The organism is Hymenobacter sp. (assembly GCF_031398885.1).
Taxonomy (GTDB): domain Bacteria; phylum Bacteroidota; class Bacteroidia; order Cytophagales; family Hymenobacteraceae; genus Hymenobacter.
Genome location: NZ_JANNOD010000009.1, coordinates 1 through 21,019, shown reverse-complemented (window position 1 = coordinate 21,019; position 21,019 = coordinate 1). Strand labels below are relative to the sequence as shown.

Here is a 21,019-nt window from a genome sequence, read left to right as displayed (position 1 = left end):
TCGTTGCAACGGCCCGAACGAAGCGGGCGAGATGCTTCGGCTGCGCTCAGCATGACGTGCTTTTTATTTTTCGAATTGTCTCCTACATCTGTGCACAATTGCTCATTGCTAACTACTAATTGTTCATTGCAATAATCGGCGGGGGGCCGGCCGGTCTCATGGCGGCGCAGCGGCTAGCGGAGGCCGGCCATCGGGTGCGGCTGTTCGAAGCGCAGGCCACCGCGGGCCGCAAGTTTCTGGTGGCCGGGCACGGCGGCTTCAACCTGAGCAACGCCGAGGAAGCCAGCCGCTTCGCCAGCCGCTACGGCGCGGAAGAATCCCGCTTTCGCGGGCTGCTGGGTCATTTTTCGCCGGCGGATATGCGGGCCTGGGCGGCGGCGCTGGGCATCGTAACTTTTGTGGGCACCAGCGGGCGCATCTTCCCCGAAGCCGCGCACCGGCCGGCCGACTTGCTCCGCGCCTGGCTGCACCGGCTAGGTGAGCTGGGCGTCGAAATTCACACCCGGCACCGCTGGCTGGGCTTCGCGGGCGCCACCGGCCTGCGCCTGCGCGCCGAACGCCCGGGGCCGGAGGCCGGCCGGGATTTTCTTATCGAGCCCACCGCCACGGTCCTGGCCCTGGGCGGCGCCAGCTGGGCCAAAACCGGCTCCGACGGCGCCTGGGTGCCGCTGCTTCGGCAAATTGGCGTGCCGGTCACGCCCTTCGCGCCGGCCAACTGCGGCGCGGAGGTGAGCTGGTCCCCGTTTTTCAAAGAAAAAGTCGGCCGGGCGCCGCTCAAAAACATTGCCCTGCGCGTGAACGACGGGCCCGAGCTGCGCGGCGAAATCATGCTCACGGACTACGGCCTCGAAGGCCCGCCCGTGTACGCCCTCACGCCCCCGCTGCGGGCGGCGCTGGCCCGCGGCGGCCCCGCCGTGCTGCACCTGAACCTCAAGCCCGACCTGCCGCCGCCGGCGCTCCTTGCGAAGCTGCGGCAGCGCCGGCCGGGCGCCTCCTTGCCCGACTTTTTGCGCAAAGCCCTTGGTCTGAATTCCCCCGTTTCAACCCTTTTGCGCGAGGCTCAGCCCGAAGTGAACGCGCTAAACCCGGAAGCCCTGGCCCGGCTGCTGGTGGCCGTGCCGCTGCCTGTCACGGGCCTGCGCCCCCTGGACGAAGCCATTTCCACCGCCGGCGGCGTTGCCTTCGCCGCCTTGGACGAGCACCTGATGCTGCGGCAGCGCCCGGGCACCTTCGTGGCCGGCGAGATGCTGGACTGGGAAGCCCCCACCGGCGGCTACCTGCTGCAAGGCTGCTTCAGCACCGGCGCCTGGGTGGCGCGGGGAGTGGCGCGGCGCTTGAAGAGGAATGAGCAATGACCATTGCTCAGTCTTTGTTCCTCATCAGGCGCAGCGCCTTGGCTTGCTCCTCAGCGTCGCGCAGAATCTGCCGGGCTTCGCCGAGCAAGCGGCGGCCGGGGTGCAGCTCGTCGCGCGCGATGAGGGCGAAGAGCAGGAAGAACGAGACCAGCGGCAGCACCCAGCCCAGCACAAACCACAGCCAGAACGAGCGGCCCCGGCTGTGGGCACAGTAGCCGGTCAGAATCGGAATAAAAGAAATGGCCACCGCCACCACGAAGAGCATGTCGATGAAGAGCATAGGCTTGCGGGGTTGGCGGGGTGAGGACGAGGCGACTACGGGGGCTGGCGCCAGCCCGAAGATACAACGTGGGGTGCACAGGAGGAAGCGCCCGCAGAGGAATTTTGTTTCGCCAAGCCACTATCCAGCGCTTTTTTCCGTAGTTCGGGGCGAAGTCGGGTCCGCAACGGGGTCCGGCCGTCCTGAATTTGCCCATGTGGGAACACCAAAGCCTGTTTCGCGTTTCGGCCCAGCTCTTCGCCGACGGAGTTTTTAATTTGCTCGACCGCGGCCTGCGGCCGGAGGTTTTTCTGGTGGGGTTTGGCTCGGCCAAAGAAGTGGACGCCCCCGACGCGGTGGTGCTGGAGCCGGCCTCCCTGCGCTACGCCCCCGCCGATTTCAAGCACGTCAAGGACCAGGCCGCGGCCCTCGAAGCCGACGCCGGCCCCAAGGGCTCGGTGTACCACCTGCACCCCAACGACCACGACCGGTTCGAGAAGCAGCACTGGTACGAGCTGGTGTGCCAAGCCACCGAGGCCACCCTGCGCGGCCTGACGGCCGCCCGCGGCGAAAACCGCCGCTCGTTCTGCGCCGTGCCCGTGAGCCTGCAGGGCTACCTCGTGACGGTGGTGCTGCAGGTGGCCGCCGACTGCTACGACGGCTACTACGCGCTGCCCAAGCCCGGCGCGGGCCGTCCGTCCAACCTGCCCCACGCGGCGGTGCTGGAGTTTTTGAACGACTGCACCCGCGCCCTGCGCGAGGCCGACACCGCCGACAACGACCAGCCGGTGCTCGACCGCGACCACAACGAGCTGCTGCGCTCGGCCGGCCGCCGGCTGATGCTGCGCGTGGCCCCCGCCGGCACCCACGGCCTCTACGACGCCTGCAACGGCGTGGCCGCCCTGCGCCACGAGGGCGACGAGGGCGTGGGCACCATGCTCATCAGCCGGCGCCTGCACCCGGCCGTGGTGCCCGTGCTCACCTTGGAAACGCCCGTGCCCATGCGCGACCACCGCTCCATCCGCAAACTGCTGGAGCTGAGCGAGGGCCACACCGCCCTGATTTCGGACGCCTCGCACGTGTTTGGGCTGGGCCAGCTCGCGCCCGAGTCCGACTCGCAATTCGAGCCGCTGGTCACGGTGCACTTCACCAACCACTACAGCTGGGAGATGAGCCACGCCGGCCACGTGCTGATGCGCGTGGTGAGCAACACGCCCCGCCTGCCCCAGGGCCAGGTGGCGGCCGACAACTTTGCCCGCACCGTGCGCATCGTCTTCCCCGCGCTCGACGCCGACAGCATTGGCTACCTCTGGGACTTGGCCCAGCAGGCCACCACCCAGCCCAACGGCACCATTCTGGTCATCACCACCGGGGCGGCCCACGAAGCGAAGCGCCTCAACCGCCAGTGCTTCCGGGTGGTGCCGCGCATCATGACGCCCTCGGTCCTGCGCCTGGTCACCAATATCGACGGGGCCGTGCTCATCGAGCCCAGCGCCATGTGCCACGGCATCGGCGCCATCCTCGACGGCCTGGCCACCGACAAGGGCGACTCTTCTCGCGGCGCCCGCTACAACGGCGCCCTGCGCTACGTCAACAGCAGCAAGTACCCCGTCCTGGCCATCGTAGTCAGCGAAGACGGCTGGATTGACCTGCTGCCGAGCTAGAACGAAGCCTGTAATTGCGGGGATTGGAGGGGTGTGCGGACAGTAGACCGAAGGACGGGCAAGCTGAGCAGGCTCGTCTTTCGAAGTGCGCACTTAACTGAGCGTTTTAACCATAGCTGAAAAATCTTTTTTTTGACGGCATTTCACAACTAAGATGGGTAAATCAGTAAGAAAAGTCAGCTCTAGGGGCGAGATGGGAACCTCCTGGCCTTAGCTTAATCAATCAGGTCGTCCAAATCAGGTGTTTTATAAAGTCTGTTTTTCCAACATATTAGTTCTGTTTCCATTGGGGTGCCGTGTTCATTTGCAAACACCTTTTCAAGCACTTCCCATGCGCCCTCTGTACAGTTTGCCCGCGCTGACCAGCTATTTGGTGGTTGGAAGTTTAGTGGGGGCCGTTGCTCAAACTTCTCCAGCCCCTGCCTCGTCCTGGTATGTCGCAGTCGGAGCGTCATATCAGCGATATGCGCAGCCCGAAACCGTGCATAGCAACGGAACTTCCTCGCCCTACTAACTGCAACCAGCGCAGGTGCTGGTTGGGCACCGGTTCCTCAAGGGGCCTAGCTTAGAAGCAGGATTTATGCGATACCAGCGGGCTGCGCCAGTAAACAGCGACCCTGTGTATACAAGTGACGACGATTTTTATTACTACTCCAACGAGGCCGTAAAGGCTTTTGCTGCCTCAATGCTGCTACGCGCACCGCTGTTGCCTCCTGCTGCGAATAGCCGCTGGCAGCTCGATGGGAGATTTGGATTCACCTATGTGATGACCCACTTTACTGAAAAATATTACTACGCGTTATCCCTGAATTCAGGAGTAACTTTTCCTGCGCGCGAGAAGCGGCGCAGTTTAGGCGACCTGCCCATGACCGCAGGACTAGCGGCTAGTTGCAGAATCAGTCGTCACCTACAGTTAACTGCGGATGCTAGCGCACACGTGTCATGGGTACTATGCATTGCCCGATTATTTGGCACATCCGGGTCGCCAGTAGGCGGCGGCGGCGGCGTAGGATTGCGCTACAACCTGTGACGAATAAACAGTCGCCCGCCACCTCCTTTTCCTTCAAATTACGATGATTCTTAGATTAATGCACTGGGCATCCGGCTCCCCTTTCTTCCTTTGGAGAAAGTCCAGAGGTGAGGTTCCCCGGCCGCGCCGTATTAATCTGAGAGCCGCTCCAAACGCTGCTCACCCGTTCACCAATCCCATCATGGCCGCCGGGTAGCGCAGGCCGGCGGCGGCGGTGCCTTTGGGGGCGATTTCGTCGAGCTGCGCCAGCTCGGCCGCCGACAGCTCTACTTCCAGCGCGCCCAGGTTTTCTTCCAGGTACTTCACGCGCTTGGTGCCGGGAATGGGCACCACGTCCTCGCCCCGCGCCAGCACCCAGGCCAGGGCCAGCTGGCCGGCGGTGCAGTGCTTCTGCCGCGCCAGGTCGTTGATGCGGGCCACGAGGTCGAGGTTTTTCTGGAAGTTCTCGCCCTGAAACCGCGGGGTGTGGCGGCGGTAGTCGTCGGCTTCGAGATCTTCAAACTTAGTTATTTGCCCGGTGAGGAAGCCCCGGCCCAGCGGCGAGTACGGCACAAAGCCCACGCCCAGCTCGCGCATGGCGGGCAGAATTTCGTCTTCCGGCTCGCGGCTCCAGAGCGAGTATTCGCTTTGCAAGGCCGCAATGGGGTGCACGGCCGCGGCCCGGCGCACGGTGGCCGGGGCGGCTTCGCTCAGGCCCAGGAAGCGCACTTTGCCCTGGTCCACGAGGCGGCTCATGGCGCCCACCGTGTCCTCGATGGGCGTGGTGGGGTCCACGCGGTGCTGGTAGTACAGGTCGATGTGGTCGGTGCCCAGGCGCCGGAGGCTGGCCTCGCAGGCGGCCTGCACATACGCGGGCCGGCCGTTGATGCCGCGCTTGGCGGGGTCGTTGGGGTCGCGCTCGATGCCGAACTTGGTGGCCAGCACGAGGCGGTCGCGCCGGCCCCGGAAAGCCTGGGCCAGCAGCTCCTCATTCTTGAAGGGGCCGTACATGTCGGCCGTGTCAAAGAAAGTCACGCCCAGGTCCAGGGCGCGGTGCAGGGTGCGGGTGCTCTCGGCGTCGTCTTGTCCGCCGTAGAAGTCGGACATGCCCATGCAGCCCAGGCCCAGGGCAGAAACGGTGAGGCCGGAGCGGCCCAGTTGGCGGGTGTTCATAGTCGGTGTAATCAACAAGAGAATAGAGAAAGAACTCGGGGCGGCAGCGTAGTGCTACGTAGAATTCGCACGGGCGGTCGGGCGGTGAACTGCCGCGGTGTCCCGCCGGCCCTGAAACTGCCAAAACCGCGCTTAAGACCTCCGAATTACCGCTTGGTGCTGCCGCTTTACTTTTTTCCACGCGACTTATGCGCTTCTTCGCGGGTGTCGCGCACCGGCGCCGGACGTACTTTTACGGCGTGAAATTTTGTCTCAAACTCAAGTACCGGGCGGTGGCTTTGGCCGTTCCGTTGGCGCTGGCAGCCGCCTGCACCTCCCCCACCCGGCCCATTGCCGAAAACGGCGCACCCTCGCCCGTCGCCGCCGCCGAAATCGCCGTAATGGCCCGGCACGACTCGCTGATGGCCCAAACCGACCAGCTCTTTTCGCTCAAGGCCAAAATCAACGCCACCCACTCCCCCGCCGCCGGCCCGTACCTGCGCGGGCTGGCGGCGGCCGACGCCGCCATGATGGACTGGATGCACCAGTACCAAGCCCCCGACACCACGGCCGCGCCGGCGGCGCGCCTGGCTTACTTCCGGCAGCAGCAGCAGGTGCTGGCCCGGGTTAAACTGCAATATCGGGCAACGATAGACTCGGCTACGTTGTTTATCAGCCAGCACCCCGGGGCGCCCGCCCCTCCCAAGTAACCATGTTGAAACGCTTTTTCCTGTTGCCGGTGCTGGCCGCGGCCCTGCTCACCGCCTGCTCCGAACCCCGGGTTGCCCGCCTGCCCATTCTGGGCGAGCGCGACGTGCGGCCCCGCGCCGACGGCGGCCCCGCCGATACCGTGTTTGCCACCGTGCCCGCCTTCCGCCTGACGGACCAGACCGGGCAGGTCATCACCAACCAGACCTTCGCCGGCCGCGCCTACATCGCCGACTTTTTCTTCGCCACCTGCCCCGGCATCTGCCCCAAAATGCAGGGCGAGCTGCTAAAGGTGTACGCCAAGTTTGGCAAAAACCCTCGCCTGGCTTTCCTCTCGCACACCATCGACCCCGCGCACGACACCGTGGCGGTGCTGCGCGATTACGCCGACCGCCTGGGCATGGGCGCGGCCCGCAACTGGTACTTTGCCACCACCGGCGCCCGCGGCGTGCCCGCGGCCAAGGACACGGTGTTCCAACTGGCCCGCGCCTACTTCACGGCCGCCGAGCCCGACCAGCACGCCCCCGGCGGCTTTGCCCACAACGGCACCTTCGCGCTCGTGGACGACCAGGGCCACATTCGCGGGCTTTACGACAGCCTCAATGCCAAGGAAATGGAGCGGCTGCTGGCCGAGCTGCCCACGCTGCTGGCCGAAATAAGTACCCGCCAGCCCGGCGTGGCCCGCCAGTAGATGCCCGCCTGGTTCCGCTTTTTAGCCGTGGGCCTGGTGCTGGCCGCTGCGCTGCCCGGTTGCTTCAGCAACAACCGCCACCAGGGCCAGCGGCTGTACGTGCAGCACTGCTCGGGCTGCCACGGCGAGCAGGGCCAGGGGCTGGCCCGCCTCATCCCGCCCCTGGCCGGCGCCGACTACCTGGTGGACCACCGCGCCGAGCTGGCCTGCATCCTGCGCAATGGCCAGAACGAAGTCATCGTGGTGAACGGCATCGGCTACCACAACGTGATGCCCGGCAACAAAGCCCTGAGCCCCGCCCAGCTCACCAACCTGCTCAACTACATCGAGAGCCATTGGGGCAACGAGGCGGCGCCGCGCACCATTCGGGAGGTGCAGCAGCAGCTCGACGCCTGCCGCCTGCCCACGGTGGCGGAATGAATTTAGGGTCTTTTTGGCCCCGCCAACGCGTTTTTTGGCGTAGATTGCACCCCCAATCCACTCGCATATTTCATCGTTATGGGCCTGTTTGACTTCCTGAAAAATAAACCCGCTGATGCCCCGTCGGCTCCCGCCACTGCTCCCGCCACGCCGCCGGCCGACAAACCCGCCTGCGGGCCGCGCTACCAGGGCTCCAAGTTCACGGCGCCGCTTGAGCCCACCCCGACCTTCCAGTTGCCCGCCCCGGAGCCTTTCCCCTTCGAGCCTGAGAACGTGCTGGAGCAACTCCTGCTGCTGGCCGCCACCGATGAAAACGCCCGCCCGGCCTTCTACCAGGCGCTGCTGCAGGAGGAAATTCTGATGATACTGGCCCCCGCGGAAGGCGTGGCCACCGGCGAGGTCGTCCTCACCGAGGGGCAGGAAATCCAGCTCCAGATTCTGGCCGATGGCAAGCTGCCCATCTTCACCTCGGTGCCCCGCCTGACGGACGGCGGCGTCGACAACGGCCTGGTGAGCTACGTGCGCCTGCCCGGCCACGCCTTCTTCAGCATGGTGCAGGGCCAAGACTGCGTGCTCAACCCCTTCTCGCCGGCCGGCAAGCTGCTGCCCAAGGACGAGTTGGCCGCCCTGCTGGCCGGGCAGCTCACCGGGCCGCTGTCCCCGGCCGGCGGCGACGCCCAGGTGCTGCTCAGCGCGCCCGCCGAGCACCCCACGGCCGTGGCCGACGCCCTGGCCGCCTGGGCCGCCACCCAGCCGCACATCGAAGCCGCCTACCTGGCCCAGATGCAACTCGCCGACAACCCCGACGTGCCGCGCCTGCTGCTGGCTTTTGAGAGCAGCAGTCCCGACCCGAGCTTTTTGCAGGAGCTGGGCCCCGTGCTCCAGGGCCAGACCAACGCCTACCAGTTCGTGGACCTGATGCTGCTGGACAAGACTTCGGACGAAGGCGTGAACCCCTATTTCCGCACCGTGGAGCCGTTTTATAAGGCCGGGTAACGAAAAGTAAACAAAAAAGAACGTCATGCTGAGCTTGTCGAAGCATCTCGCTCGGGGTAGTAATCTGAATCGTTAAGCGGTTAAATTACTAATCCACGCGAGATGCTTCGACAAGCTCAGCATGACGTTCTTTTTTGTTTATTCCCATTTATTGACGTCTCGCCCTACCTTCCGGCTATGAAACTCGCCGTACTCCTGCTCCTGGCGCCATTTGCCGCCCTCGCCCAAACCAAGCCCGGTCCTTTGCTCCCCGTGGCCGACCCCAAAATCCAGAAGCTGGTTGAGGAGATTTCGGCCAAAAACCTGGAGGACTACACCCGCAAGCTCGTCGCCTTCGGCACGCGCCACACGCTGAGCGACACCCAGAGCCCCACCCGCGGCATCGGCGCGGCCCGCAACTACGTGAAGGCCGAATTTGAGAAGTACAGCAAAGCCACCGGCGGGCGCCTGACCGTGGAGATGGACACCTTCACGGTGAAGCCCGACGGCCGCCGCATCAACCAGCCCGTGCTCATGGCCAACGTGCTGGCCACCCTGCCCGGCACCGACCCCACCGACACCCGCATCATCCTGGTGAGCGGCCACCTCGACTCGCGGGTGAGCGACGTGATGAACGCCACCGCCGATGCCCCCGGCGCCAACGACGACGGCTCGGGCACGGTGCTGGTGATGGAGCTGGCCCGCGTGCTGGCCGGCCAGAAATTCCCCTGCACCCTCAAGTTCGTGGCCGTGCAGGGTGAAGAGCAGGGACTCTACGGCTCGGGCCACCTGGCCGCGCGCGCCAAGAAGGAAGGCTGGAACCTGGTGGCCATGCTCAACAACGACATCGTGGGCAACTCCCACGGCTTCGACCCGGTGATAAACGACGCCACCCGCCTGCGGGTGTTCAGCGAGGGCGTGCCGGCCAACGAGACGCCCGAGCAGGCCAAGCAGCGCCGCCAGCTCAGCTCCGAGAACGATGGCATCAGCCGCCAGCTGGCCCGCTACGCCCAGCGCACGGCCCAGCTCTACGGCAAGGGCCACCAGGTGGTGCTGGAGTACCGCCCCGACCGGTTCCTGCGCGGCGGCGACCACACGCCCTTCAACCAGCAGGGCTTCCCGGCCGTGCGCTTCACCGAGATGAACGAGGACTACACCCACCAGCACCAGGACCTGCGCACCGAGAAAGGCCGCCCCTACGGCGACGTGATTGAGGGCGTGGACTTTGCCTACCTGCGCCGCAACGCCGGCGTGAACTTGGCCACCATGGTCAGCTTGGCCCTGGCCCCTGCCTCCCCCGCCAAGGTTGAAGTCCTCACCGCCAACCTCACCAACCGCACCGAGCTGCGCTGGCAGGCGCCCGCCACCGGCCCCAAGCCGGCCGGCTACGTGGTGCTGGTGCGCGAAACCAGCGCCCCGCAGTGGCAGCAGCGCATCCCCATGGCCGACCTGACGGCGAACCTGGACATCAGCAAGGACAACTTCATTTTCGGCGTGGCGGCGGTGGACGCGGCCGGGCACGAGAGCGTGCCGGTGCTGCCGGTGGTGGGGCGGTAGAATTATTAAAACTTCAAAACCCAAGGACGAGCAATACAACTCATCAACAAAACACTTGCTTTTAATGTACTAATTCTCTTATAACGTCTTTCGACAGTCTCACCGCAGGTAAAGGCTTATGCAGAAAATAACCTACTCGTTTCTGATTAGCGTTTTGACGTGTGTGGTTTCTTCCTGCGACACTGACAAGGAGAATGCTTTAACAATAGTAGAAGGGACGGTAACGAACAGATACACCAGCCAGCCAGCAGGGGCGGTTCGCGTTTCTGTGCAACGCTACATTTATGGGAACTATGGTACCAGTCGCTTCGATTCCATAACCATGGTTTCTACCGACCCTGCAGGACGGTACAGCCTTTCTTTTGACGCTGCCAGCAAAGGGGAATACCTCGTGAAAGTTGAGACAAATCAAGATTACTATGCCCTAACCACGCCTCCGGAATCTGATGGTTTCAAAGTTCAGCGTGGTTTGAACAAGTTAAATCTTGAAGTAACTCCCTATAAAACGGTTACAGTAAATGCCAATTCGAGCAAGAATGGCAAAACAAATATCGAGTTCTTTTTAATTGCGTGGGACCAGAAGGGCAGTGATTACAGAGGTTCGATTTTCAGTGATTCTGCGAGGACAAGCCAGCGAATCGTGTTTACAAAAACGGTTAAGGTGCTGCCAAATCGAGATTATCGGTTCGTTAAAATAACATCTAACCGATTGAGGCTAAACTCGGGCAACGTGGAATACCGGGATGAGACCTGGGATAATCGGTACAGGACAGTGTTTTACAACGACACAACTGTTGTCAATTTTAATTAAGCCAACTGGTTGTTAGCTGCCCCGTCATATTGGTGTTTGCAGCGAATAATACTCTGGTTGACTTGTAATTTTCTGACATCATTCGGCGATAGATGCGTTGACTTAATCTAATCAGCCATGTCGCCCCTTGTCGTTGTTCTCATCATCGTTTTTATTTTGCTGTCCGGGCTGCGCATTGCGCAGGAGTACGAGCGGGCCATTGTGTTTCGGCTGGGCCGGTTTGTGGACACGCGGGGGCCGGGGCTGTACTGGATAATCCCGCTTATCGAGCGGCAGCAGACCATTGACATCCGCACCAAAACGGTGGATTTGGAGCAGCAGGAAACCATTACCAAGGACAGCGTGACCATCAAGGTGAACGCCGTGCTGTGGTTTCGGGTGGTGAACCCGGCCGACGCCATCATCAAGGTGGCCAATTTTAACCAAGCCGTGTACCAGCTCTCGGTCACGGCGCTGCGCAACATCATTGGCCAGCACCAACTGGACGAGGTGCTGCGCGAACGGGCCCAAATCAACACCGCCCTGCTGCAAATCGTGGACGCCGCCACCCAGGCCTGGGGCGTGAAGATTGAGCTGGTTGAAATCAAGGACGTGGAAATCCCGGAGTCCATGCAGCGCGCCATGGCGCGCGAGGCCGAAGCCATCCGGGAGAAGCGCGCCCGCATCATCAAGGCCGAAGCGGAATTGGAAGCCAGCATCAAGCTCACGCAGGGTGCCCTGGAAATGGAGAAAAGCCCGTTTTCGCTGGAGCTGCGGCGCATGCAGATGCTGTCGGAAATCGGCATCGACAACAATACCACGACGGTTATCTTACTACCCTCGGAGTTTTCGAACGCGGCCAAGAGTTTCACGCAGATGGTCGAACAAGGCAACAAGCCCACCGCCTAACACCGCCGGAACTACGCTCGCACCAATCGTAAATTTCCGGCACGGCGGCGCCTGCCAGCGCTTCCCCACCACTGCCCCCGGGCCGACCTTGCCACCGGCAAGGACGATTTTACCTTAGCCGGAATTGCGGTGCATACGGCCAGACGGGCCAATGTAACCGGTCGCACCGCTGGTAATGGCGCGGTAGAATTCGTTAGGAATGGGTCAGAGAATGGTGTTTGAGCGCGGAAAATCAGCCGCGCCCAAAATTTAATTGGCGCAACAACCAACCCCAGGGCTGGTTCGACGCTCTGTACTGGCAAATTCACTTTACATTCATGCTCCCCTTCACCAACTTTTTATGAAAAAACACTTCCTTTCCTGCCTGGGCTTGTGCCTGCTGGGTTCTACCGCCCAAGCTCAGTGGGTCTACCAACCCATCGGCTTCGCTTCAACCGACGCCACCACCTTGTACTTTGACGCGGTGGATGCCAACGCGGCCTGGACCGTGGGCGTTGGCATTTTTGCAAATACCTACGTGGTGCCCCAGCTGGCACGGACCGTGGACGCCGGCCAAACCTGGACGGTGACCAACCTACCCGTAAATGCCACCCGGGAGGAAGAGGTAACGTCCCTGGCGGCTATCAGCTCCACGACGGCCTGGGTGACGACGACGGCCTGGGTGACGCCGACGACGGTGGATGGTCGCGGCGGCTACATCTACCGCACCACCGACGGCGGCCAGAACTGGACCACCCAGAGCAGCCCCGCCGTGTTCGGCAACCCCGATAGCTTCCCAGGGCTGATTCGCTTTTTCTCCGCCACCGAGGGCGTGGCCGTGGGCGGTGACCTGACCACCGGGGGTGGCTTCGAAACCTACACCACGGCCGATGCGGGCCAGACCTGGACGCGCGTGACCAATGTTCCCGCTACGCTGAACGATGAAAACATTGGCGTGCTTTCCCCCGCCGTGTTTGGCAACAACATCTGGTTCGTTACCGACCGGGGCCGCGTATTCCGCTCCCCCGATAAGGGCCTGACCTGGGCCGTGGCCAGCCTGGGCCCCAACGCACCCGAGCCCACCGGCACGATAGCCTTCCGCGACGCGCAGAATGGGCTGCTAAGCATATTCGATGAGAACGGCACCGACCACTCGTTGTACCGCACCGCCGATGGCGGCGCCACCTGGGCCCCGGTGGCGTACGCGGGGCCGTTGCGCGGCCTTGGCCTGAGCGCCGTGCCGGGCACCAGCCAATACGTTTCGACGGGCAGCAACTTGGACAATGGCGACCAGGGCTCGTCGGTTTCGCGCGACAACGGCCAGACCTGGGTGGCGCTGGAAAGCACCTTCAACCACCTCACGGCTGAATTTTTGAGCGCGACCGTGGGCTGGTCGGCTGGCCTTCAAATAAACAATGGCAACCAAATTACCACCGGCGCCCACCGCTTTGCCAGCACGGTCCTGGGCACCCGGACCGATGCGGCGCTGCAAGCCGGCCTGAGCGTTTCGCCCAATCCGGCCGTTGGCGGCCGGTTCACGCTGCAAGCCGCCCGCCCGGCCAGCGGCCCGGCCGCCGTGCGCGTGCTCGACGTGACGGGCCGACTGGTGCAGCAGCAGGCCTGGACCAGCGCCGCGCCGCTCGCCCTCGACCTGAGCCGCGAGCCCGCCGGCCTCTACGTGCTGGAAGTGCAAGCCGCCAGCGGCACCGCCCGGCAAAAAGTGGTGGTGCAGTAACACCGGCAGCGCCGACCTGCCTTGACCCGCGCCCGGCACAAGGTTCTTTTTCGACTTTGCGGTGGATGTGCAACCCTGCGCTGCAAGCAAGAAGCCCCGTCGGACATCCGACGGGGCTTCTTGCTTGCAGCGCAGGGTTGCGCTATTTCTTTCCGCCCGCCGCGGCTAACACCTCTTGATTCAGGCGCGTGTATTCCGCTTTCGACACTTCGTTCTTATCGTCCTTCACCAGCTCCAGCGACTTGTTGGCGGCTTCGATGGCCTCCTTGTTTTTGCCCTGCTTCTGCAGCAGCTTGGCTTTCCAGTAGTAGCCGTAGTAGGTGGGCTTGGCGGCAATGGCTTCGTCGAGCCAGCCGATGGCGGGGGTCAGGTCCTTGCCGGTGTTGTAGTAGTACTGGGCGGCGGTGTAATACGGCTTTTTCTCGCCCTTCATGGCCTCCTGAATCTGGCCCATCACAATGCGGTCGGGGTCGGCGGTGAGGGGCAGCGCCACCCGGGTCCGGTCCCAGCTGATGACCAGGTCGGCGGCGTTGGGCCGGAGGTTTTCCACGGTCAGGGCCATGGTTTCGACCGGGGCGGCCAGCTTGGTGGGCTTGGCCTTCGCGCGCAGCACGTCGAGGGCTGGCTTGTATTCGTAGGTGCCCCACTGGGCCGTGTCGCGGTTTAGGATGAAGGTCCACTCCTTGGCGTCGGGGATGGCGAGCAGGGCGTAGGCGCCGGCGGGCACGGCCTGACCGTTGATTTTCACTTCCTCACCGAAGCGCACTTTGGTGACCGAGTTGGCGCCCGCGCGCCACACCGTGCCGTTGGGCACGAGGTTACCAAAGGCCACGCGCCCCCGCAGCGAGGGCCGCGCGTAGGTCAGGTCGATGTAGGACGTGGAAAAGTCCTGGCGGATGTGGGTGGTGGGGCTCAGCGGCGGCGCCGTGAGCTTGGTCTGGGCCTGGGCCGTATCGGCCAGCAGCAGACTGGCGGCGAGCAAATAGACGACGTGTTTCATGCGGGCAAAGATGCTGGTTGGTGGCTGATGTTGCAGAAGTTCTGGCGCGGTTTTACACCGGGCAGCAAACAACGGCGCGTGTGGCCCGTTCAGACTAAGGCCAGGCTCCGCGAGGATTGTGCTGCTCCGCCAGGGTTGCAAAGGCGGCGGCCACGCAGGGCGCAGCTAACCAACGGGTTGGTATCCGCCAGGGCGTGCCTCCAGTGGGTGGTCATGCCGCATGCTGCGCGATATTGACATTTACTTTTGTTCCGGCTTCCTCCCCACGTCTTCCCGCACCATGAAAATCCTGCTTACCGGCGCCACTGGCTACATTGGGCAGCGCCTGCTGCCGCTGCTGGCCGCGGCCGGCCACGACGTGGTGTGCCTCGTGCGCGACCCGCGCCGCTTTGCCCTGCCCGACACGCTGCCCGAGGCGTTGCACGCCCGGGTGCAGGTGGCCCGCGGCGATTTGCTGCGGCCCGCCACGCTGGCCCGCCTGCCCACCGACATCGACGCCGCCTACTACCTGGTGCACTCGATGAGCGGCTCGGACGAAAACTTTTTTGACCTCGAACAACGCTCCGCGCAGCACTTCGCGCAGTACCTCAACACCACCCCCGCCCGCCAGGTCGTGTACCTCTCCGGCATTGCCAACGACCACGACCTGAGCGTGCACTTGCGCTCGCGCCGCGCCGTGGAAAACGTCCTGAGCCAGGCCCGGGCGCCGCTCACGGTGCTGCGGGCCAGCATCATCATCGGCTCGGGCTCGGCCTCGTTCGAAATCATCCGCGACCTAGTGGAGAAGCTGCCGGTGATGGTGACGCCCCGCTGGCTGAACTCGCGCTGCCAGCCCATTGGCATCCGCGACATCATGTACTACCTGACCGAGGTGCTCGACAACCCGGCCTGCTTCGGCCGGGCCTTCGACGTGGGCGGGCCCGACGTGCTCACCTACCGCCAGATGCTGCTGGGGTTGGCCGCCGAGCGCGGGCACAAGCGCTGGATTGTGACCGTGCCCGTGCTCACCCCGCGCCTGTCGTCGTGGTGGCTGTACCTGGTCACGAGCACCACGTTCTCGCTGGCCCAAAGCCTGGTGGAGAGTCTGAAAAACGACACCGTGGGCGACCCCAGCCGGAGCATCAGCGCTGTGATTCCGCACGAGTGCATGAGCTACCGGGCGGCGCTGGCCCTGGCGTTTCAGCGCATCGAGCAGAACGAGGTGGTCAGCTCCTGGTCCGACGCGCTCAGCTCGGGCACCATGCGCCAGAACTACATGGACGCCATCCAGATTCCCAAAAACGGCATGTTCTTCGACCGCCAGCTGATGCCCTTCCGGCGGCCCGCGGCCGAGGTGCTCGACAACATCTGGCGTATCGGCGGCGACCGGGGCTGGTACAAAACCGACTTCCTCTGGCGCCTGCGCGGGCTCATGGACAAAGCCGTGGGCGGCGTGGGCCTGCGCCGCGGTCGCCGCTCGCCCAGCCGCCTGCGCGCCGGCGACCCGCTCGACTTCTGGCGCGTGCTGGTGGCCGACCGCGCCGGCCAGCGCCTGCTGCTCTACGCCGAAATGAAGCTACCCGGCGAGGCCTGGCTGCAGTTCCGCATCCTGGACCAACCCGACGGCACCCACGCCGTGGAGCAGCTGGCCGCCTACCGTCCCCGCGGCCTGTTCGGGCGGCTGTACTGGTATTCGGTGCTGCCCTTCCACGGCATCATCTTCAAGGGCATGGTGCGGAACCTGGTGCAGTACGGCATGTAGGGTAAACGCGAAAAGCCCGCGCCCTGCCACTCGTTCCGGCACGTCCGCACTGCACGGTTTTGGGGCAGCCGTTCTTACCCAAACACCGGCACCACGCGCCCGTCCTCTACCTTCAGCGCGGCGTCGTACTTTTTGCCGGTTTTGGCCGAGACGAAGCCCTTGATGACGCCCGTTTCGCCGCGGCGCAGCAGTTGCTTGAGCTGCGTCTCCGTCAGCGCCTTGCCGCCCCACTCGAAGGCCACGCGGAACTGGCAGTCTTCGCGGAAGCGGGAGCAACCGTAGGCGGCCTTGCCCTTGAGCATGGTGCCGAGCTTGCACGCCGGGCACGGAATCTGGCCGGAGTCGGGCGCCGCGCCGGGCTTGCTGTCGGCCACTTGCATCAGCAAGGGCTGGAACGCGGTATCGAGTCCGATGGCCGCGTCAAACTTCTGGCCCTCGGCCCCCGCAAAGCCTTTCATGATGGGCGTGCGGCCCTTGGCGAGCAGGGCCTTCACCTGCGGGTCGCTGAGCTTCTTGCCGTGGATTTCGGCGGGCAGCCGGAAGGTGCAGCCTTCGCGAAAGCGCACGCAGCCGAAGGCCGCTTTGCCGCGCACCACGTGGCCGGTTTTGCAAGCCGGGCAGTAGCCCAGGCCGTTCCCCGGAGGAGAGTTAAAAGTTAAAAGTGAAGAGTTATTAGCCGTTCCGCCAACAGCTTTTCCGCTTGCATTCTTTAACTCTTCACTTTTAACTTTTAACTCCAACTCCGCGCTGCCCGACGTGACCATGCGGCCCCGGTTGTCCTGCTTCACCTCCTGCACCATCTCGCGCACCAGGCCGGAGAGTTCGCCCAGAAAGTTCTCCGACGACAATTCGCCCTTCTCAATCTGGCGCAGCTTGTGCTCCCACTGGCCGGTCAGCTCCGCCGACTTCAGCGTGGGGTTGCGAATCAGGCCAATCAGCTCCACCCCCGTGGGCGTAGGCACGATGCGCTTCTTCTCGCGCCGGATGTAGTTGCGCTTGAACAGCGTTTCGATGATGGCGGCGCGGGTGCTGGGCCGGCCGATGCCGTTTTCCTTCATGGCCTGGCGCAGCTCCTCGTCATCGATGTGGCGGCCCGCGGTTTCCATGCCGCGCAGCAGCGTGGCCTCGGTGTAGTCCTTGGGCGGCTGGGTGGTTTTGCTGTCGAGCCGGGGTTCGTGCGGGCCGCTTTCGCCCTTCACGAAGCTGGGCAGCACGGTGGCAACCACGTCGTCGTTGTCCGTTGCTAGTTGTCCGTTGTCAGGCTGTCCCGCCCGTGAACTGTTAACTGCTAACTGTTCACTGTTCACTGACTCGTTGCCGTACACCACGCGCCAGCCGGGGTTCAGAATCTGGCGGCCGCGCACGCGAAACGGGCGCCCGGCGGCTTCGGCCAGCACGGTGGTGTTGCTCACCTCGCAGTCGGGGTAGAACGCGGCGATGAAGCGGCGCGCGATGATGTCGTACACGCTGGTTTCCAGGCCGCCGCCCGGGCCGGCCGCGCCGGTCGGAATAATGGCGTGGTGGTCGGTGACCTTATTATTGTTGAACACCTTGGGCGTCTTCGGAATTTTCGTGGCCAGCAGCGGCTTGGTCAGCGCCTCGTAGCCAATGCCGCGCAGGATGCCGGGGATTTTCGGGTACTGGTCGTCGGGCAGAAACGTGGTGTCGACGCGCGGGTAGCTCACGGCTTTCTTCTCATACAGGGCCTGCACGATTTTCAGCGTGTCCTCGGCCGACAAGCCTAATTGGTTGTTGCACTGCACCTGCAGCGAGGTCAGGTCGAACAGCCGCGGCGGCGACTCGCGGCCTTTCTTAATCTCCACGTCCGTGACCCGCAGCGGGGCGGGGCGCACCTGCTCCAGGGCTTCCCGGGCTTCTTCCTCGGTCACGAAATAACCCAGCGCGCGCAGGCGGCTCTTGGTGTCGGGCGCGGCGTCGGCGTCTTTGGCCTGCTCGGGCGCGGCCACGTGGCTGAACATCGTGCCCCGGTACTCGGTCCGCAGCACCCAATACGGCTCGGGCCGGAAGTTCTGGATTTCGTGCCAGCGCTCCACCAACAGGGCCAGCGTGGGGGTTTGCACCCGCCCGATGCTCAGCAGCTGCTTGTCCTGGTAGGTGGTGTATTTGAGGGTGAAGAGGCGCGTCGCGTTCAGGCCCAGCAGCCAGTCGCCCACGGCGCGGCTCTTGCCGGCCTGGTACAGCGAGTCGAATTCCTTGGCCTCGCGCAGGTTCTGAAAGCCCTGGCGGATGGCCTCCTCGGTGAGCGACGAAATCCAGAGGCGCTTCACCGGCTTGCGGCACTTGGCCTCCATCAGCACCCAGCGCTGAATCACCTCGCCCTCCTGCCCGGCGTCGCCGCAGTTGATGACCTCCGTGGCTTCGCTCACCAGCTTTTTAATAGTATTGAACTGCTTCACTACGCCCTCGTCGCGCCGCATGAGCTTGATGCCGAACGTATCGGGAATCATCGGCAAACTGTGCAGGTTCCAGCGCTTCCACTCGGGCTGGTAGTCGTCGGGCTCCTTGAGTTGGCAGAAGTGGCCGAAGGTCCACGTCACCTGGTAGCCGTTGCCCTCCAGGTAGCCATCCAGGCGGCGGGTGGCACCCAGCACGGTGGCAATCTCGCGGGCCACGCTGGGCTTTTCGGCAATGCAGACTATCACGGATGGGGCAGGTGATGCAGATGTCGCCGACGGAATTCGGCGCGCGGAATCAACAAAGGTAACCGGGGAAAAGGTCGGGTTTGTGCCTTTGGCAACTCCGGCAATCACTTGCCCTTTGAGGCCGCGGCAGATGACCGTCGGGGGCACATTCGACCGCCGTATCTCCTGGCGCTGCTCCCCGGGCGACGCAACACCATTGATGTCCTCAAAAGTGACGTCAGCCTGCTATTAAACAGTTTGTTACACTGCTCTATTGCCTGGTGGCAAAGTCTCTTTTCATTAGTTTTTGCCTTGTCGCTGCCGTAAGTCAGTGTCTATATTTCGTTGTTGCTACTCACTTTTCCCGTCATGAACCTGCCTCGCTACCTTTCGTGCCTGTTAGTTGGACCGGTGCTTCTCTGCTTGGCTTCTTGCGAAAAAGAGTACCCCGAAACAAGTGGTTTTTCCTTTGTAAAAGGAATACCTTACTACCATTTCACCGACAACGACCGCCTGTGGCTCCGGGCCCGACAGGGCGATGAATGGATTTTTGAAAACGGGCAGGGCGTCCGGCACACCTACCGCTTATCTGTGAACCAGGAAATTCAGGCCGAGCACACGGAGTTTACCGGGCCCGGACTGCTGAGCAACCGCGCCGTGCTGGTAAATTATTACGATGCGGCGGTGCTCCGTCCGTTTCGGACGGACACCAGCGGGGCGGGTTCCGGCGGCGAATTTCGTTTTTATCGCGGCGCCGCCCTTCGTTCAAATCTTTATTCCGGCGGTTCTGACAAGTATACCAGCCGGTTCTATGCCAAAGGCAAATGGCATCGATTTGTTGGCAATACCGACCTCATCAGCGACTACTTCAGTTGTGACGGGCTGAAGTTTCCCAGCGGCCCTTTGTTGGATGGTCCTTTTGCCCAGCTTACCGTGCGCGGCCAGCAGTACGGCGAAGTGGTCATTTTTGTTGGTACCCCCCGGGGACCCGGCTGCCCCCTTCCCAAGCCGTCCAGCCTCCAGGAACTGTACTACGACCGCCAAGCGGGCCTGGTGCGCATGGTGAGCTTGGCGGGCGAAGTGTGGGACCGGGTACCGTAACTGCTTCGCTTTCGCAGCAGCAGTTGTGTCACAAGGGCAACTTACATTATGCTGCGACGGGCGCCTACCCCGCTTCTCCCAGCGCCGCCTGCAGTTCGCGGTGCATGGCCTGGGTGAGGTGGCGGGCCTCGTCGAGCCGGGAGGCCGTGTAGCGCTGGACTTCGGCCGCGTCGCCGGAAGTTTCCCAGGCGTGCAATTCGGCCAGGGTGGCCAGGCGGGTGAGCGACTGCTGCAAGGGCCCGTCGAGGCGGGCGCGCAGAGCCGGGACCAGAGCCGGGTCGGCGGCACGGGTGGCTTGCAGCCGAAGCAGGTCCTGAGCCACGAGGGCCAACTGCTCCAGCAGCTCGCCTTCGGCCGGGGTCAAGCGGCGGGGCTTGCGGTCGAGCACGCACAGGCTGCCGATGGCCACGCCGGCGGGGGTGCGCAGGGCCTGCCCGGCGTAGAAGCCCAGCTGCATTTGCTGCGCGACGAAGGGGTTGACCAGGGCGCACGGCTCGGTCGCGATGTCGGCGAACACGGTGAGGCCGTCCTGCAAAATGGCCACCGAGCACATGCTGTCCTCACGGTCGACGATGGTGGCTTCCGGCAGGCCCTCGTTGCCGACAAAGACCACGTCCGTGGCCCGCACCAAGGAAACAAGCGCAATGGGTGCCTCTAGCAGCTTGGCCACGATGCCCACGAACACGTTGAACAGCTCCTGCCCGGGCGTGGCCAGCACCTGGTAAGGCTGCAGGGCGGCGAGGCGCTCGTGCTCATAGGACGGAATCAGGTTCGGATACAATGCGGGTTTCATAAAATCTGTGGGGTGGCCCCGCGCGACTCAGGCCGGCCAAAAACCCCATGCGAATCATCAAAGCTAGGCGCCTTTCGCCCAAATCAAGCAACGAACGTGGCGGCCGGCCTTGACCTGAGCGGAAACTGTAACCCTCGCTAATGAGCTGTTTGAGGTAGTGGACTCCGCGTGGCGACGCGTCCTGGCGTCTCAGCGCGGGAGTCGTTCAACGCCGAGACGCCAGGATGCGTCCACACCGTTCGCTTTAACGGATTTTCGTTTTAAGCCGAACAGCTTCCAGGCTTTCCGACGGCTACGCGGGCGTTCAACCCCGAGGCCGCCGCAAGTATCGGCAGCCCGGCGCCGGCGTCGTTCTTCCGCGCTTCGAAGAACTCGCGCAGCACGCGCCGGCCACTAAGTAACTCAAGTTGCGGACTACAGAAGGGTAGCCCCCGTGGGGCGGCACGTTGGTAGTCAACCCGTTCTAAACCCGTTTTTCCAGCCCCGGCGGGGCGACACTCGGCCGACGAATGTCGCCCCGCCGGGGCTTTAGCGCCTGA

The 21,019-nt window shown here is 63.6% G+C and carries 17 protein-coding genes; 12 read left to right on the top strand and 5 right to left on the bottom strand.

From position 1 onward, the window contains the following. Nucleotides 1-119: 119 nt before the first annotated feature. On the top strand, nucleotides 120-1,355 hold the full coding sequence (locus RMO51_RS01185) for a TIGR03862 family flavoprotein (RefSeq protein ID WP_310391268.1): 1,236 nt from the start codon (nucleotides 120-122) through the stop codon (nucleotides 1,353-1,355). 7 nt (nucleotides 1,356-1,362) lie between these two features. Here the strand turns inward: RMO51_RS01185 and RMO51_RS01180 are convergent, their stop codons facing one another. Further along, entirely contained in the window at nucleotides 1,363-1,635 is a 273-nt protein-coding gene (locus tag RMO51_RS01180) for a hypothetical protein (RefSeq protein ID WP_310391266.1), read from the bottom strand. Between the two features lie 194 nt (nucleotides 1,636-1,829). Here RMO51_RS01180 and RMO51_RS01175 point away from each other — a divergent pair, with 194 nt between their 5' ends. Continuing rightward, nucleotides 1,830-3,278 carry a diadenylate cyclase gene (locus RMO51_RS01175; RefSeq protein ID WP_310391264.1) on the top strand — a complete coding sequence of 483 codons (1,449 nt, stop codon included), beginning with the start codon at nucleotides 1,830-1,832 and terminating at the stop codon, nucleotides 3,276-3,278. A 1,189-nt stretch (nucleotides 3,279-4,467) separates the two neighbouring features. On the opposite strand, the gene RMO51_RS01170 is transcribed toward RMO51_RS01175, so the two are convergent. Continuing rightward, nucleotides 4,468-5,460, bottom strand: a complete 993-nt coding sequence (locus RMO51_RS01170; RefSeq protein ID WP_310391261.1) for an aldo/keto reductase — start codon at nucleotides 5,458-5,460, stop codon at nucleotides 4,468-4,470. 239 nt (nucleotides 5,461-5,699) lie between these two features. On the opposite strand from RMO51_RS01170, the gene RMO51_RS01165 reads away from it, so the two are divergent. From RMO51_RS01165 to RMO51_RS01130, 8 genes are all read left to right on the top strand, one after another. Next, a complete protein-coding gene (locus RMO51_RS01165; protein ID WP_310391260.1) occupies nucleotides 5,700-6,149 on the top strand; it encodes a hypothetical protein in 450 nt (149 codons plus the stop codon). A gap of 2 nt (nucleotides 6,150-6,151) precedes the next feature. Beyond that, nucleotides 6,152-6,838: an SCO family protein gene (locus RMO51_RS01160; RefSeq protein ID WP_310391259.1), complete on the top strand. Its 687-nt coding sequence runs from the start codon at nucleotides 6,152-6,154 to the stop codon at nucleotides 6,836-6,838. Beyond that, entirely contained in the window at nucleotides 6,839-7,258 is a 420-nt protein-coding gene (locus tag RMO51_RS01155) for a cytochrome c (RefSeq protein WP_310391258.1), read from the top strand. Between the two features lie 78 nt (nucleotides 7,259-7,336). After that, a complete protein-coding gene (locus RMO51_RS01150) occupies nucleotides 7,337-8,254 on the top strand; it encodes an enhanced serine sensitivity protein SseB C-terminal domain-containing protein (protein ID WP_310391257.1) in 918 nt (305 codons plus the stop codon). Nucleotides 8,255-8,431: 177 nt separating this feature from the next. After that, nucleotides 8,432-9,790 (top strand): M28 family peptidase, encoded by a 1,359-nt coding sequence (locus tag RMO51_RS01145; protein ID WP_310391256.1) that lies wholly within the window; start codon nucleotides 8,432-8,434, stop codon nucleotides 9,788-9,790. Nucleotides 9,791-9,908: 118 nt separating this feature from the next. Further along, on the top strand, nucleotides 9,909-10,601 hold the full coding sequence (locus RMO51_RS01140) for a hypothetical protein (RefSeq protein WP_310391252.1): 693 nt from the start codon (nucleotides 9,909-9,911) through the stop codon (nucleotides 10,599-10,601). Between the two features lie 117 nt (nucleotides 10,602-10,718). Beyond that, on the top strand, nucleotides 10,719-11,489 hold the full coding sequence (locus tag RMO51_RS01135; protein WP_310391251.1) for an SPFH domain-containing protein: 771 nt from the start codon (nucleotides 10,719-10,721) through the stop codon (nucleotides 11,487-11,489). A 340-nt stretch (nucleotides 11,490-11,829) separates the two neighbouring features. After that, nucleotides 11,830-13,203, top strand: coding sequence for a T9SS type A sorting domain-containing protein (locus RMO51_RS01130; protein WP_310391250.1), 1,374 nt, complete (start codon nucleotides 11,830-11,832; stop codon nucleotides 13,201-13,203). Between the two features lie 142 nt (nucleotides 13,204-13,345). Here RMO51_RS01130 and RMO51_RS01125 read toward each other — a convergent pair whose 3' ends face one another. After that, a complete protein-coding gene (locus tag RMO51_RS01125; RefSeq protein WP_310391248.1) occupies nucleotides 13,346-14,203 on the bottom strand; it encodes a DUF2911 domain-containing protein in 858 nt (285 codons plus the stop codon). A 280-nt stretch (nucleotides 14,204-14,483) separates the two neighbouring features. Here RMO51_RS01125 and RMO51_RS01120 point away from each other — a divergent pair, with 280 nt between their 5' ends. Continuing rightward, nucleotides 14,484-15,944: an SDR family oxidoreductase gene (locus RMO51_RS01120; RefSeq protein ID WP_310391246.1), complete on the top strand. Its 1,461-nt coding sequence runs from the start codon at nucleotides 14,484-14,486 to the stop codon at nucleotides 15,942-15,944. 74 nt (nucleotides 15,945-16,018) lie between these two features. Here RMO51_RS01120 and RMO51_RS01115 read toward each other — a convergent pair whose 3' ends face one another. Then, on the bottom strand, nucleotides 16,019-18,607 hold the full coding sequence (locus RMO51_RS01115) for a DNA topoisomerase 3 (protein WP_310391244.1): 2,589 nt from the start codon (nucleotides 18,605-18,607) through the stop codon (nucleotides 16,019-16,021). A 402-nt stretch (nucleotides 18,608-19,009) separates the two neighbouring features. Between RMO51_RS01115 and RMO51_RS01110 the strand changes: the two genes are divergently transcribed. Further along, the gene (locus tag RMO51_RS01110; protein WP_310391242.1) at nucleotides 19,010-19,687 is read left to right on the top strand and encodes a hypothetical protein; all 678 of its coding nucleotides are present in this window, start codon (nucleotides 19,010-19,012) and stop codon (nucleotides 19,685-19,687) included. A 64-nt stretch (nucleotides 19,688-19,751) separates the two neighbouring features. Here the strand turns inward: RMO51_RS01110 and RMO51_RS01105 are convergent, their stop codons facing one another. Then, nucleotides 19,752-20,480: a GAF domain-containing protein gene (locus RMO51_RS01105; protein ID WP_310391240.1), complete on the bottom strand. Its 729-nt coding sequence runs from the start codon at nucleotides 20,478-20,480 to the stop codon at nucleotides 19,752-19,754. Nucleotides 20,481-21,019: the final 539 nt, after the last annotated feature.

What these genes read in the sequence shown, in the direction of transcription:
- RMO51_RS01180 (WP_310391266.1), bottom strand. Translation starts at nt 1,635, where the DNA reads ATGCTCTTCATCGACATGCTCTTCGTGGTGGCGGTGGCCATTTCTTTT.
- RMO51_RS01175 (WP_310391264.1), top strand. Translation starts at nt 1,830, where the DNA reads ATGTGGGAACACCAAAGCCTGTTTCGCGTTTCGGCCCAGCTCTTCGCC.
- RMO51_RS01170 (WP_310391261.1), bottom strand. Translation starts at nt 5,460, where the DNA reads ATGAACACCCGCCAACTGGGCCGCTCCGGCCTCACCGTTTCTGCCCTG.
- RMO51_RS01160 (WP_310391259.1), top strand. Translation starts at nt 6,152, where the DNA reads ATGTTGAAACGCTTTTTCCTGTTGCCGGTGCTGGCCGCGGCCCTGCTC.
- RMO51_RS01155 (WP_310391258.1), top strand. Translation starts at nt 6,839, where the DNA reads ATGCCCGCCTGGTTCCGCTTTTTAGCCGTGGGCCTGGTGCTGGCCGCT.
- RMO51_RS01150 (WP_310391257.1), top strand. Translation starts at nt 7,337, where the DNA reads ATGGGCCTGTTTGACTTCCTGAAAAATAAACCCGCTGATGCCCCGTCG.
- RMO51_RS01145 (WP_310391256.1), top strand. Translation starts at nt 8,432, where the DNA reads ATGAAACTCGCCGTACTCCTGCTCCTGGCGCCATTTGCCGCCCTCGCC.
- RMO51_RS01140 (WP_310391252.1), top strand. Translation starts at nt 9,909, where the DNA reads ATGCAGAAAATAACCTACTCGTTTCTGATTAGCGTTTTGACGTGTGTG.
- RMO51_RS01135 (WP_310391251.1), top strand. Translation starts at nt 10,719, where the DNA reads ATGTCGCCCCTTGTCGTTGTTCTCATCATCGTTTTTATTTTGCTGTCC.
- RMO51_RS01130 (WP_310391250.1), top strand. Translation starts at nt 11,830, where the DNA reads ATGAAAAAACACTTCCTTTCCTGCCTGGGCTTGTGCCTGCTGGGTTCT.
- RMO51_RS01125 (WP_310391248.1), bottom strand. Translation starts at nt 14,203, where the DNA reads ATGAAACACGTCGTCTATTTGCTCGCCGCCAGTCTGCTGCTGGCCGAT.
- RMO51_RS01120 (WP_310391246.1), top strand. Translation starts at nt 14,484, where the DNA reads ATGAAAATCCTGCTTACCGGCGCCACTGGCTACATTGGGCAGCGCCTG.
- RMO51_RS01105 (WP_310391240.1), bottom strand. Translation starts at nt 20,480, where the DNA reads ATGAAACCCGCATTGTATCCGAACCTGATTCCGTCCTATGAGCACGAG.